Raw genomic sequence first — 14,622 nt, forward strand, 5'->3', positions numbered from 1 at the left:
GGGGTGCTCAAGGTTTGCCAAATTACGTAGCGTGAACTGCTATGGTACAATGGTGCGGCAACCCTTGCTACTATCAACTTAACCTACCCAGCGGAGCTACGTCCCCCATGCGACGGTTTCTGGCAATCGCTTTACTACTGGTTAGCCTATCCGGATGTACGGATTCGACTTCGGCTCCTGCCAATAATCCCGCAGCCAACAATGCCAACGCCCCGGCGTCTACGGCTACTGATTTGGCTGCCAGCAACAATTCAGCGGCTGACAAGCCTGGCAGTTCCAACAACCTGATCAATGAGGTGGAAATCAGTTTGGCTGACCTGGCGAAAGTGGAAAGCGCTGTTCAATCTTATACCGGTCGAGTGGTGGTGCTGGACGTGTGGAGTACTTCATGCGTACCTTGCATGAAAGAGTTTCCGCACCTGGTTGAGTTGGCCAAGCGCTGGCCTGAAGATTTGGTCTGTATCTCGTTGAATGTCGACTATATCGGCCTGCCGAATAAACCGCCCAAGGACTGTATCCCTAGAGCCAAAGAGTTTTTGGTCTCTGTGGCGGCCGATCCTGCGAACTTGATGAATTTAGTTTGCAGTGAATCCGATGAAACTGTATTCAGCAAATTCGAGATCGAAGCATTACCCGCGATTCTGGTTTATGATCGCCAAAGCAAGCTGGCCAAGAAGGTCACCGTCGATTCCGCTGGTGATGATGGGCTATCCTACGCCGGTGATGTGGTACCACTGGTCGAGCAACTGATCGAAAGTCGATAACAGAAATACTTCCTTGAAAAAGAAATCTATCCCGCCGACCGATTCCGACCAGCCAGAAGAAGAGTTTCAGTCGCCGCTGGTCAGCGATCAAATCCTGATCAATCATCTGCCGGAGTTGCAATTCGAGCGCGCCTTGCTTGTATCAGCCGGTCGCGCGCAAACGGCCGATCGACTCTTGGCCATGCAATCGACCGCGCAAATCGACGCCTGGTATATCGATCTGTATCAAGCGACCCAAGCCAAAGGTGCACTGCCTCAGCAGGTCCAGGTCACGTGCTCGGCCGATCTGCCCACGCGCGACGTTGAATTGGCTGCGTTGGCCATCTCGAAACGTGGTGAAGCAGAATTGACTCGTGACTTGCTACAGCAAGCGCATCAGCGTTTGGTCATGGGTGGCACGTTGGCCGCCTCGGTCGATAACGTCAAAGATACGTGGTTGCACCAACAGCTCGACGCAATGTTCGACAAAGTCACCTGCATCGATGCCGAACATGGGCGATTGTATGTAGCTCGCAAGACGTCAGCTTTGCGACGACCGCGCAACTTTCAAGCAGAAGTTGTCTTTCGCGATGAAGACCAACTTATCAAATTGATCACGCGCCCAGGCGTCTTTGCGCATCGACAACTCGATCCCGGCGCACGACAGTTACTGCTCAGCGTAGATATCGAACCGGGCCAACGCGTTATGGATCTGGGATGTGGCAGCGGAGCGATCGCCATCGCCGCGGCCCTGCGAGCTGAAAACGTACAGGCTTTGGCAGTCGATTCCAACGCCCGCGCAATCGCCTGCGTCGAGGCCACTGCCCAGATAAATGGCGTCACAACTGTCGAGACCCGGCTCAACTGGGATGGATTGTTGGATGTCGATGGAACGCTGGACCTGGTGCTGTGCAATCCACCCTATTACAGCAACTTTGAGATAACCGAACGCATGCTGCGCACGGCCAGTCGAGCTCTGCGGGCTGGCGGCGCAGCCCTGTTTGTTAGTAAACAACCACGCTGGTACAACGAACGCATGCCGCAATCGTTTGTCGACGTAGAGCTGTTCGAGAGCGGCAAGTATTTCGTGGCTTGTGGACGGAAGGCCTAGATTTACGATTTGTGATTTAGATTGCCGATTTAAGAATCACTCGACTCCGAACAATCCGGCTGGGGTGACTAGCTGCCCGCCAGCGACTCCAATCCGACCGCTGGGCAAGAACCGCGGTTCGATGTTGAAATTGAAGCTGACGTTGTCGCGGCCACTGTCGACGTTGACCCCTAGTTGAACCAAAGCCGATTCGCCAATACGCGTCAGTGTAAATGTCTGACCTATGCTCCCCGTGTCGCTGAAGTCCCACGCCGCTCCACCTGCCGCAATCCACTTTTCGCTCATGCGGTAATTCAAGTAACCGTTCAGCACGTTGGCGCTGATGGGACCTTCCAACGATAGAATCCCCAAATACGCCTGGCCGCGACCTGGACGCGAGATCATGGCCCCAGCCGATACTGCCTTCAGGCCTTGCGAAAAGACATCAAAGTAACCGTCCGAAAGCAGCGTCAAACGATCGCCGACGTGATAGCGGAAATCATAGTTGATAGCGCCTACGTCTTCGCCGAAGTTATCGCGCTCAGCTTTAGGATAATAAATCCAATCTACATCAAACGATACGAGATCGACGATGCGTTCGCGTCCCGGGTAACCACGTTTGGTTTGCCAACGTTGATTCACACTGCTGCGCACTTGCATCATGTCGTCAACGATTTCTGAACTGCTGGCCGTGACGTAACGTTGCATGCCTTGTCGCAAGGCAAAGTTGCGTTCTTCGAAGCGCTCGGGTCGCGCACCGCCGAACGTGTTAAAGATCATGCGCCGGCGAAAATGCTCTTGAGCGTTATCATCTAGTGGATCGTACAGCGGCAGACGATCGAGATCTTGACTGGAGTCCGCATAGAACAGTTCATTTTCAAAGCTAACCTTGTGTGCCAGGCCGTTGATGTCAAACAAGCTGCTGTTGAAGGATGGATAGGTGCGCCACATAGGCAGCGATGTTCGCACGCCGCCTTGACCAGTCAGGCGTGTCAAATTTTCTCCGGTTACATCTTCGCCCCAGAAACCAGCTTCGCCTGATACAAATGGCGTGAGCTTCCACACACCGAAATTAAACGGAGCGCTGAGTTCTTGACGGGTGATAGCCCGCACGCCCTCGCTGTCGGTTTCCCAAGGCAACAACTGAAATGTGGCTGCATCGACGGGATCGGTTGGCGTGGACGCCACGCGCTGATGCACATAGCCCACGGTGGTATGCTCACTCCACGAGAGCCACTCGCCCAGATCCTGTCCTAACCAATAATGATCGATCTTGGGCAGGGCCTCTGTCTCCGTGAAGAAGTCATTGACGCGAGGTTGGCCCACGATATCGAACATGCGATTGCCGTTGTAGCTGCGCAGCCGCAGCGAAGTCGTGTAGTCCTTTTGTTGATCCCATTCGTTTTCGAAGTATTGTTCCAGAAAGTTGCGGTCGCTGATGTAGCCTAACTCGGACCAGAGTTCGATATTCGGCGTCAGGAAACTGCGGAACCGACCGACACCGCGCCCGCGCACATCGGCTTCGGGCGTCAGGTTGACGCGATCGTTACCCAAAGTGTCGAGCCCTTGTTCATTGATGAACCAGGCATCAGCATAGCCTGAGGTCGGTCCTGCCAGTAGAAAACTGGGCCGATCCAAAGTGAAGCGCGCACCACCGGCCAAACCACGTTCGGAAAGATAGTCAGCCGACAGTGTCAGGTCCGTACCATCTGGTCCATTGATTCCCAACAGTTGATACGCATCCAGTTCCGTGAAGACTTGAGTTCCAAAGATCTGGTCGTTTTTGAATTTGACACTGGTGACGTAGAAACTGGGTTTGTTCAGGTCCGTCGTGAAGATGGGCCAGTAACTGACTGGTAGGCCGGCCAGGTAAACGAAGTTATTGCGACTGGTGGCTTGTAAACCGGTGGGCTGGCCGCGGGCCGGGTAGCGACTATTATCGATATCGCCCTCGGCGCGAGTATCTTGAAAACTGACGCGGTCGGCTTGCAGCCAGTAACGCGGCACACCTAACCGACTGCTAGTGATGGCAGCGCCATAAGCTGAGAAGTTTTGGCGATCACGTTGCTCGATCACGTCGGCTTTCAAACGCAGCAAGCCTTGATATTGCGGCACCGGCGTCAGCACTTCTGCCGACAGGACCATGCCGTACTCGCTCGAGACGTTGTAGTACATTCGCTCCGCATAGATCACGCGTTGACCTTGCCGAACTACGATATTGTCTTCCAAGTAGAGCTCGATCGGTCGATCGGCAAACGATTCCAGACCACCCAGCAGCGAAGGTTCGGCATTGCCATTGCCGCGAATCCACATCACAGCGTTGTCGGTCTCAATCGTGACGGTACCAAAGTCGGTTACCGTGCCGTTGCTGTCGCGAACTTGCACACCGGAGATCGTCAGCATGACGCCATCGCGAATAGTGGCGACTGTGTCGTTACTTTCGGGACGCGACTGGTAGCGAATTTGTGGTGGCCGACTGGCGCTGCGGGGACTAATCGACAACAGCTTGGCACCGAGTGGATCAGGTGCTGATATTTGTGCCGCAGCGTAAGGCTGGATTATCTCGCTGGCTGGCGGCAGGCCCGTGGCGGAATAGGGCACTGAACCATCATTGGGTATGACCAGTCCACCGGAAGGCAACATCGATGTACCGCTGGTACCGTTTTCAGCTGGCCACTGCACGCTGCCTGGCAAGGGTTGCACAGCCGCAGGCGCGGCGCTGGGCCGGTTGCCTGGGTTGGGTGCTGGCAGCACATTGCCGGGCTGAATCGTGATCCCACTTCCATCGCCTGAGGGCAACAAAGGTGGTGCGGCCGTTGAAGCAGAGAACTGCGCTGGTCGCACTGAATTGGTCGGATCGCGACTCCAGTCTAATCGAGGAATGTCTGGCCGAGCCTCTTCGCGACGCACATCGGCTTGCACGCTCTGGTAACTGAATAGATGTCCCATCCAGATCGTATCGTCCAGCAGTTTGTTGCCTTCCCACACCATATGCACGTTGCCTTCCATCGTGCATATGTACTTGCGCGGTTGTTTAGGGTCAGTTGGTGGTGTGCGTTCGATCCACAAAATCAGATCGTCACAGTTGGCCTCCAGGGCTCCTTGACGCAATTGACACTTACCGCGAAAGGCAATGACCTCGTAAGAACCGCGGAACTGACGGGCTAAAGTTTCCGCTTGGACATGCACCGCATGGTGGGGCGAGACCGCGGGCAGGGTAATCTCGGCGGAGTGGGCAATTGCAATCAAACACAACCAAGCCCACCAAAAGTGCGCAAAGCCCCAGAGGCTTGGCAATTTGAGAAAATTGCAAGCCTGCAAAATTGGGCCAGGATTGGTGCTGGAGGCTTCCGTGCCGCTCACCAAAATCGTTCTTTTCGTAGGGAAAAACTAATCCATGGGCTGTGTAAAGACACAAATGGTGGCGGATTATAGCGCGTCACCGCAGCCACCTCAAGGCGAATAAACACCTGACTTTGTACCGTAGCGGAAGTCGTCCGCAGAGAAATCGCTGACTTCTCTGCGATCCTCTGCGTCTCCGCGTTTGAACAACAGAAGCCGCTAACCAAAGTAACTTCCGACCAATGAACCACGCGTTGTAAGCGACGTGCGGCCAGATCCCTTTTTGAAACGCAGAGAGCGCAGAGTCCGCAGAGAAACCGCTGACTTCTCTGCGATCCTCTGCGTCTCCGCGTTTAAATAACAGAAGCCGCTAATCAAAGTAACTTCCGACCAACCAACCACGCGTTATACGCGACGGGCGGGCAGATCCCTTTTTGAAACGCAGAGAGCGCAGAGTCCGCAGAGAAAACGCTGTCTTCTCTGCGATCCTCTGCGTCTCCGCGTTTGAATAACAGAAGCCGCTAACCAAAGTAACTTCCGACCAACGAACCACGCGTTATACGCGACGGGCGGGCAGATCCCTTTTTGAAACGCAGTGAGCGCAGAGTCCGCAGAGAAACCGCTGTCTTCCCTGCGATCCTCTGCGTCTCCGCGTTTGAATAACAGAAGCCGCTAATCAAAGTAACTTCCGACCAACTTACCACGCGTTATAGGCGACGTGCGGCCAGATCCCTTTTTGAAGCGCAGCGAGCGCAGAGTCCGCAGAGAAAACGCTGTCTTCTCTGCGATCCTCTGCGTCTCCGCGTTTAAATAACAGAAGCCGCTAACCAAAGTAACTTCCGACCAACTAACCACGCGTTATAGGCGACGGGCGGTGATTCTCTCGATGCGCAAAGGGCAGGTGCCCTGATTAACCAGACTTATCGCTAAACTCCGACACCCGATGCGTCAAAGTTTCGCCAGTTCAACATCCAGCATCGAGCGCGATCGAACCAAAGCGACGATACGAGACCGGTGCCCGATGGGATTCTCCTGGATATCAGATTAAGCTGCCTGCATGTCATCGACTGATTCAACTTCGATGGTCACTCACAAGAGCAACGCTCAAGTGCCTGTGCGCTCCCAGCCAGGCATAGCCAGCGATATCTTTAAACTCGATGCAGCTCACTTCGGGCCACCAGTGCCACTGATCGCTGGCAGTTCGAGCTCCACACTCACCAGCGATAAGTCAAAGCATGCGCCGCTGGCCATTCGCAAGCGTTTCTACCCGGCGCAGTGGCGCAGAGTTGCCCAGCCCAAACTCGATGCGCTGGCCACCAGCCGAGGATTGAGGCTGGAGTGGATCGGGTGGGAGCGGAGTCTGCCCAGGCTGTACTTGCCACTAGATGGACTATCCCGTTTGATGACGGAGGCGGTCGATTCAGTCACTGGCCAAATCGCCAGCGTTCCCCATTTCGTGCGCAATTCGTGGCGGCCGATCAGCCTGCGAGTCAGCAGTCAATCCTCCGGGCCGACCTGCAGTCTGATTGTCGTTATGGAGCATGAACGCTGGCTGTGCAACCTCGCCAGCCAGGCTGCGCTGAATTCGACCTCGATGTTTACCTCTTCCGAAATGCGGTTGGATCGAGTTCGCAGACAAGTGATGAGCCTGGGTGGGATGATCTCGGTTAGCCAACTGCCCGGCGGTGGCTCCTGCATGCGCATCGCCCTACCGATCGATGAACCGCGCGCACTCGTCAAAGCCTGGTTGGATCAGCAGTTGACTGACGTGGAGACTCGATCCAGCGAGCGCAAGATCCACTTGTTTCTAGTAGGTCGACGGCCAGGCGAATCGTCGGCTCAGTTAATGGCCGCCGACCAGCGTCTGCAATCGCTGATCGAACCCAGTGAAATGGTCTATCGCACAGACGTGGATCGTTGGCTGTGGCTGCGCACAGCTCCACAACTGCCGGCCTTTGCTCGCACCGACGCCTGGCTGACCGCGCAAGTTGCTGCGTGGCGCGTGCAACTTTCCCGCGGTCCCACGGCCCAGGGATCAAATTTGATGCATTGGCAACTGGCCGGCGCAATCGCCAACTCGATGCAGCGACTGATCGGCACCAAAGTCGCGCCCCTGGATTGCATCGTTCACGGGATCCCCCAACCACCATCAGCCCCCCCGCTGAATTTATCGATGCATTCAACCATCAAACCACCACATCAGAGAAATAGCTCGCCAGCGCGATGGCGATACCCTATTTAGACATTGATCGTCCAGCTTTTAAGTCGAGCAATCGCATTGTGTTTAGGGTTTTGGGTGGCACTGGCAATGCGCAGCATAGCCAGTGCTCAAAACGAAGCGTTTGATATTCCGGCTGCAGTTGACCTGAGCTAATGAAACCGAAGTTTCAAAGCAACCTGACTTGGCTCATTGGCCAACGAACGAACCCGTCACAGGCTGCACCCTGGCAGGCTGTATCCAAAACTTCGCTGCCATTGGACCAGAAACAGGGCTCGCCAACTGCACCACTTCGTTCCATGCACTGGCTATGCTGCGCATTGCCAGTGCCACCCGAAGTCCTTTGAATTTCGATAGTTAAAAGCTGTACGATCTCGACAGGCAAGGGTGGTTTACTCCGAAATCAGTGCTTGCTGTGGTTCGTACTCGTACTCCTACTCCTACTCGAAATGCCTGCGAGTACGAGTAGGAGTAGGAGTAGGAGTAGGAGTAGGAGTACGTTTCCTGACCAAACGCATTTCTTGGGCAGGGCTGCTCTTGACAACGCAGCGGCTGGACAATTAATGTCAAATAGAGGGTAAGGGTAATCACCAATCTAAGAGGAGGTTGCCTATGACTGGAGATGGTGCATCCGATACGCTAGAACGTTTCTTCACTGGCTTGAGTGAGTACGTTTTTCACTCGCAGCTAGGCGTCGTGGACACTCAGTTGGTCGACTACGTCAGCGATCTTCTCGTTCGCTTTACTCGACTGGATAATTTGCATCGTGTGCGACAACTCGATGGCCGCCGAGCTACGGAAGTTGTTAGCATGATCGTCGAAGCGGAAAAACGCTTGGGCGAAGCCAAACGCGAAGTCCATCGGCATATTGGCGATTACACGCTCTTCTGGACGGGCGTCTATCCCGAGGCGTTGCGGGACTTGAAGTCCAGCGACAAGTGCGATCAGTTCATCAGCTATTGCGCTCAAGGCAAGCGGGCTTATCGTATCGCCAGCGATATCGCGGCCGAAGGTCGACATGTGTCCAGCGAATTGCTCAATCGTCTAAGTGTACACTTCGAAATGTGTGCGTACGGTCTACGCGAAATTCGCCGCGAGTGGGAACGTCGCGACACCGATGGCCAGAGCGACGTACCGTTCCTTTTGATGTAGGTGGATCGGCAAGCGCGTTAAAGTTTCCCTAGTCAGCACTCCGATAACGATCATGATAACCGGTCAACGCTGACCGACAGTTTCATTGTCTTTGCTGGAGTGAGTCTTGTGATTCGCCGCCGAAGTAATGCTCACGCACGCCGCCGCTTCGCGCTTCGTTTGGTTGCCACCTGTGTAGCCCTTAGCGTTTCGATTACCAGCACAGGTTGCTCGTCGATGTCTGCTAGCAAAGGCTGGTGGTCATCCACTGGCGGCAGCATGTACGGCGCCGGCACCACTGCTGCCAAAGGTGTGGGTGGCGCATTTAAGACAATGGGAACCACCGTCAGCAGCGGTTGGAACAAGACCAAGGCCACGGTCGTCGGTGCCTTCACCCCCGGCGATGGCGTGGTGCCAGGCGATAAGGACGATCCCACCAGTCTGGCGAGTCTGCCTAACAAACTAACGCCTGAGCTATATGTAATGCAGGGACGTTTGGCCGAAGGGCAAGGCCAACCAGAAAAGGCGCTGGAGAGCTACAAAAAGGCTCTCGAAGTTGAACCCAACAATAGCGCCGCCCTGGTCGCCATGGCGCGATTTTATGATGGACGCAACGACACTCAGCAAGCCATCGCTCACTTCCAAAAAGCTGTTGCAGCCAATCCCGGCGATGCTTCAGTTCACAACGATTTGGGCCTGGCCTACTCCAAGGCAGGCAATGCAGCCGCGGCTCGCGATAGCTTGACCAAAGCCATCAGTCTCGATGGCAAAGAAGTTCGTTACCGCAACAACCTGGCGACCGTGCTCGTACAGAACGGTCAAGCTGATGAAGCAGTCAATCAGCTCAAGCAAGTTTTACCACCAGCTGTCGCGCACTATAACGTAGCTTACTTGCACTTCACCAAGCAGAATTACCCCGCAGCCCAACAACAGCTGCAAAGTGCCTTGACGATTGATCCCAATCTGAAACAAGCTCGGGATCTATACGATCGGTTGGGCGGAGGTCAATCGATCGCCGGCGTCAACAATGCTTATCAGACAGCCAGCAACATCTATCAGTCATTGCAAGGTGCACCCACCGGCCCTGTATCGGCCAATACGGCCAGCACTCAGATGCCGCCCAGCATGCCGAGTATGCCCGGCGCGATGCCTACCTCGCAGCAACCTTCCTGGGTAACAACGCCGCCGATGGCCACTGCAACTCCGTAGCTCCCGCTGGCAGAACCGACATGCTGCTCTTCTACGCTTGTAGTTGAGAATAGAACTGTTTTGGGGATCGGACTGGACCGCGTATCTCACGCAAAGGCGCCAAGGCGCAAAGATACTTGCGTCATCTTCTTTGCGCCTTGGCGCCTTGGCGTGAGGCAGACTTTTGAAAGATTGTGGCATCGAATCGACCGCAAGCATGCATTGCTGCATAACTGTGCGCATGACAGCTGCAATCGAAAAACTCAATTGCAACTCCGTCCTGTTTTGGGGATCGGACTAGACCGCATATCTCACGCAAAGGCGCCAAGGCGCAAAGATACTTGCGTCATCTTCTTTGCGCCTTGGCGCCTTGGCGTGAGGCAGACTTTTGAAAGATTGTGGCATCGAATCGACCGCAAGCATGCATTGCTGCATATCTCACGCAAAGGCGCCGAGGCGCAAAGATACTTGCGTCAACTCCTTTGCGCCTTGGTGCCTTGGCGCCTTGGCGTGAGCCACGGCGCGATTGCGATTCTTTGATGCTTAAACATCCAGATTGCGGACATCCAGGGCGTGTTTTTCGATAAAGGCGCGACGAGGTTCCACCTTTTCGCCCATCAGCACGCGGAACATTTCATCGGCGGTGGCCGCGTCGGTCAAAGTCACTTGCACTAATGTGCGATTGGCTTTGTCGAGCGTCGTCTCGCGCAGTTCCTCGGGGTTCATTTCGCCCAGACCTTTAAAGCGTGTGACCTGCAATCCCTTTTCGCCCGCTTCGCGCACAGCCGACAGCAGTGCGCGTAGGTCTTCGATGCCCTTCTTGTTCTCTTCGCGATGCAAGTGGAATTTGGATTCCGTAGCCCCGGTTCGTTCTTGAGGATAAAGATCGCGCATGCTGAAGCCGTGACCCTCGAGCTCTTTGAGGCCCGAGTTGATCGTTTTAACTTCGTGCAATTCGTCCAGGTGAACGTGTACGGTTTCTTGAACGACCGGGCTTTCGCCTGGAGTGGCCGCGCCGGCGGTATCGTCGGGCGTACCATTGCCCTCACTCTTGGCTTTAGTCTTGGGATCGTCGCCGCGACTATCGATGGCCAGGTTGTTGGAACTGAGGTACTCGGTCAAAGTTTCGCGAGTGGTGAACCAGTGAGTATCGGCACCGACCGACAAGCGAAAGATGGGCATCTTGCCATCTTCCATGCGTGCAGCATGAGTTTTGAGGCTGATGCCGCGTCGTTCTAGAGCGATCAGCGCGTCTTCCATCCCGGCCAGCGTCTTGCACAAGGCTCGCATGGCATCGCCTTCGATTCGCCGGCTGTCTTCGGTTTCCAACCAGCTATCGCTCAGCCCTTTTTCGAGCAGCTGGGTCTTCATTTCATCTTCGCTCTGCACGTAGTAGCGATCCTTCTTGCCTCGCAGCACGCGGAACAGCGGTGGCTGAGCCAGGTAGACGTGACCGCCGGCGACCAGCTGGTACATTTGTCGATAGAAGAAGCACAACAGCAAGGTTCGAATGTGCGAACCATCGACGTCGGCGTCAGTCATGATAATGACTTTGTTGTAGCGACGTTTGGCGATGTCTTGATCAGCTCCGATTCCGCTGCCAATCGCTTGGATCATGCTCTGGACTTCTTCATTGCCCAGCACTTTGTCTTCGCGACTCTTGTAAGCGTTGATGATCTTACCGCGCAGCGGCAGGATAGCTTGGAAGTCGCGGAAGCGACCACCTTCGGCGCTACCACCTGCCGAATCACCTTCCACCAGGTACAGTTCGCATTCTTCCATCTTGCTACTGATGCAATCGCGCAATTTGCCCGGCAAGCCACCGCCGCCTAAGACATCTTTGCGTTTGCGCAAGAGGTCCTTGGCTTTACGCGCCGCTTCGCGAGCTTCGGCAGCCAGCATAGCCTTCTTGAGGACCAACCGCGCATTGCGTGGGTTCTCTTCAAAGTATTTCTGCAGGGCATCGCCAACGGCGGTGTTGATCATGCCTTCGACCTCGGGGTTGCCCAGCTTGGTCTTGGTTTGACCACCGAACTGCGGATGGGGCACGCGCACGCTGATTACTGCAGTTAGACCTTCGCGAAAGTCATCGCCGGTGGGGGCGAGGTCTTTGAACACGTTTTCTTTCTTGCCATAGTTGTTCAACGTGCGGGTCAGCGCGGTACGAAAACCGGACACATGCGTGCCGCCTTCGATCGTGTGGACGTTATTGACGTACGATTGCAAGTTCTCGGTGTACTCTTCCGAGTACTGCAGCGCAATCTTGTAACCGACGCTGTCACCTTGCATGTCGGTCGCGTGACCATCGATCATGATCACGTCTGGATGGACCGCAACGCTGGCTCGATTGAGATGCTCGACGAATTCGATGATGCCACGTTCGTAGTAGAACTCATCGCCCTCGTTGATACGCTGATCAAAGAACTTGATGCGCACACCGCTATTGAGGAACGCGAGTTCCTGCATACGCTTGTTGAGCGTATCGTAACTGAATTTGGTATGCGGGAAGATGGCCGAGTCGGGTTTGAAGACCGTGCGTGTGCCGTGGCGTTTCGAGGGCGCACCTTTTTGAACTCCGCCAGTGGCCACCCCGCGCTCGTAGGCTTGAGTCCAGACAAAGCCATCGCGCTCAACGGCCACTTCACACCACTGCGACAGGAAGTTTACGACCGTCACACCCACGCCGTGCAGACCGCTGGAGGTTTGATAAGCTTTCTTTTCAAACTTGCCACCGAACTTCAGCACGGTCATAACGCCTTCGAGCGTGCTCATTTCGCGGCCAAACTGCTCCGACAACTGCGTGTGCCGCGCAGGCGGAATACCACGACCATCGTCTTCGACCGTCACCGAACCGTCGGTATTGACGACCACGGAGACGTATTTGGCGTGGCCCGCCATGGCTTCGTCCATCGAATTATCGACGACTTCGTACACCAGGTGATGCAGACCCTTGATATCGGTGTCGCCGATATACATGGCCGGACGAGCCCGGACATGCTCCAGGTCGCTTAGGTGTTTTAAGTCTTCGGGCGAATAGTCCGAGCGATCCAAAGACATTTCGAGGGCATCGTCTGATGATGCATTTTGGCTGTCATCCGAAGGCTTTTCTGACGGTTTGTCGGCACTCATCCGGGTTTGATTCTGTCTTTGGAGGTTTGAGGCACTGATAACCCTGTGTTGTGCCACTGATTGTAGCAAATTTATGGCGATTCGACGACGGGTGGTAGGCCGCCTGACTTACCACCAAAACGCGTGGTGTACAATGATTTTCCACCCCCAACATGCCCTTGACAGCCTTGCGTGTACCCCTTCCATAAGTCACCAAAAACCGAACTATCGAACGTGCCGAGGCACGGAGCATTTCCAAGTCCGGCAGTCTCTGATTGAGGGGCCAATAACTCGCCCGAGTCCCGCTTTTCCCAAGGCCTAAACTGCAAGGCACAAAATCCCATGCAAACACAAATTTACTTTACATGTAAACTATTCTTCCTCTTTTGCTCCCTCTCTCTGTCGGCCCAAGAGCGGCCGAATCTGATTTGGATTATGGCGGACGATTTGGGCTACGGCGAACTGGGCTGTTACGGACAAAAAGTAATCGCGACGCCCAACTTGGACAGCATGGCTCGCGAGGGCTTGCGCTTTACGCACTTCTACGCCGGCGCCACGGTCTGTGCTCCTTCGCGCAGCGTATTGATGACCGGACAACATCACGGTCACACGCGCGTGCGCGGCAACGCGGGGGCCAAAAACCCGCAAGCCCAAGCTCTACTGGATAGCGATACCACCGTCGCCAAAGTGCTGCAGTCAGCCGGCTATCGCACAGCCCTGGTCGGCAAGTGGGGATTGGGAGACGTCGGGGCCGCCGATTCAGGCTTGCCACGCAAACAAGGCTTTGATGAGTTTTATGGATTCTTGAATCAATCGCACGCTCACAATCATTACCCCGACTTCTTGTGGCGCAACGAACAGCGCGAACCATTGCCCAACACGGTAACACCCGTCGGTCAAGGCGGTGGAGGTTACGCCACCGAAGCGAAAGTTTACGCCGATGACTTGTTCGCGGAAGAAGCCTTGCGATTTGTAGCGGCGAACCGCGATCGACCGTTCTTTTTGTACTGGAGCATGGTCATTCCACATGCCAACAATGAACGCACACGCGAACTGGGTGATGGTACCGAAGTGCCCGACCTGGGCTCTTATGCCAATCAGGATTGGCCTCCGCAGGACAAGGGACAAGCCGCCATGGTCTCGCGCATGGACAGCTACGTAGGCCGACTGCTAGCCGAACTTAAACGGCTTGATCTGGATAGCCACACGCTCGTGATCTTCACCAGTGACAACGGTCCGCACAACGAAGCGCGTCACAATCTTAAACGCTTTGAGCCATCTGGTCCCTACAGTGGCATCAAACGCAGCTTGACCGACGGGGGCATTCGTGTACCGATGATTGCACGCTGGCCCGGCGTCATTCAGGCAGGAGGCCAGAGCGATCATGTTGGCTACTTCGGGGACTGGATGGCGACCGCCTGCGAACTGGCCGCGACCAAGCTCCCAGAGAACTGCGATAGCCTCAGCTTTGCCCCGGTACTGCGTGGCCAAAGTGCCCAAGAGCATGAATTTCTGTACTGGGAATTTCATGAGAGCGGCTTCCATCAGGCCGCACTGTATCAGGGCCGCTGGAAAGGTATCCGCCAAAAGTCGTTGGACGCTGATTTAAAGCTCTATGATCTACAGAGCGATGCTGCCGAGCAGACAGACTTGGCCGCCACGCATCCCGAAATCGTGGCCAAGCTGGACACTTATCTGAAATCCGCCCGCACGGATTCGTCCAACTGGCCCGCTGAACGCTGAATCCCCACGTAGCAGCGGCTGTCCCCAGCCGCTGAGCACCCACCAACCCAATCGGTCGA

8 protein-coding genes are annotated in these 14,622 nt (G+C 55.2%); 6 read left to right on the forward strand and 2 right to left on the reverse strand.

What is annotated here, in order from left to right; genetic code table 11:
- Nucleotides 1–107 precede the first annotated feature (107 nt).
- Complete coding sequence (locus tag SH573x_RS23615) at nt 108–764, forward strand: TlpA family protein disulfide reductase (protein WP_479350362.1); 657 nt, start codon at nt 108–110, stop codon at nt 762–764.
- Nucleotides 765–777: 13 nt separating this feature from the next.
- Nucleotides 778–1,854: a class I SAM-dependent methyltransferase gene (locus tag SH573x_RS23620; protein WP_479350363.1), complete on the forward strand. Its 1,077-nt coding sequence runs from the start codon at nt 778–780 to the stop codon at nt 1,852–1,854.
- A 36-nt stretch (nt 1,855–1,890) separates the two neighbouring features.
- Here the strand turns inward: SH573x_RS23620 and SH573x_RS23625 are convergent, their stop codons facing one another.
- Entirely contained in the window at nt 1,891–5,196 is a 3,306-nt protein-coding gene (locus tag SH573x_RS23625) for an LPS-assembly protein LptD (RefSeq protein WP_479350364.1), read from the reverse strand.
- Nucleotides 5,197–6,232: 1,036 nt separating this feature from the next.
- Between SH573x_RS23625 and SH573x_RS23630 the strand changes: the two genes are divergently transcribed.
- The 3 genes from SH573x_RS23630 (at nt 6,233) to SH573x_RS23640 (ending at nt 9,733) form a co-directional block, all read left to right on the forward strand.
- A complete protein-coding gene (locus SH573x_RS23630; protein WP_479350365.1) occupies nt 6,233–7,417 on the forward strand; it encodes a hypothetical protein in 1,185 nt (394 codons plus the stop codon).
- Nucleotides 7,418–8,005: 588 nt separating this feature from the next.
- A complete protein-coding gene (locus tag SH573x_RS23635; RefSeq protein ID WP_479350366.1) occupies nt 8,006–8,545 on the forward strand; it encodes a hypothetical protein in 540 nt (179 codons plus the stop codon).
- Nucleotides 8,546–8,761: 216 nt separating this feature from the next.
- The gene (locus SH573x_RS23640; RefSeq protein WP_479350367.1) at nt 8,762–9,733 is read left to right on the forward strand and encodes a tetratricopeptide repeat protein; all 972 of its coding nucleotides are present in this window, start codon (nt 8,762–8,764) and stop codon (nt 9,731–9,733) included.
- 522 nt (nt 9,734–10,255) lie between these two features.
- On the opposite strand, the gene SH573x_RS23645 is transcribed toward SH573x_RS23640, so the two are convergent.
- Nucleotides 10,256–12,769, reverse strand: coding sequence for a DNA gyrase subunit B (locus SH573x_RS23645; RefSeq protein WP_479356797.1), 2,514 nt, complete (start codon nt 12,767–12,769; stop codon nt 10,256–10,258).
- A gap of 393 nt (nt 12,770–13,162) precedes the next feature.
- On the opposite strand from SH573x_RS23645, the gene SH573x_RS23650 reads away from it, so the two are divergent.
- Entirely contained in the window at nt 13,163–14,563 is a 1,401-nt protein-coding gene (locus tag SH573x_RS23650) for an arylsulfatase (RefSeq protein ID WP_479350368.1), read from the forward strand.
- Nucleotides 14,564–14,622: the final 59 nt, after the last annotated feature.

The organism is Rania fehmarnensis, assembly GCF_056494185.1.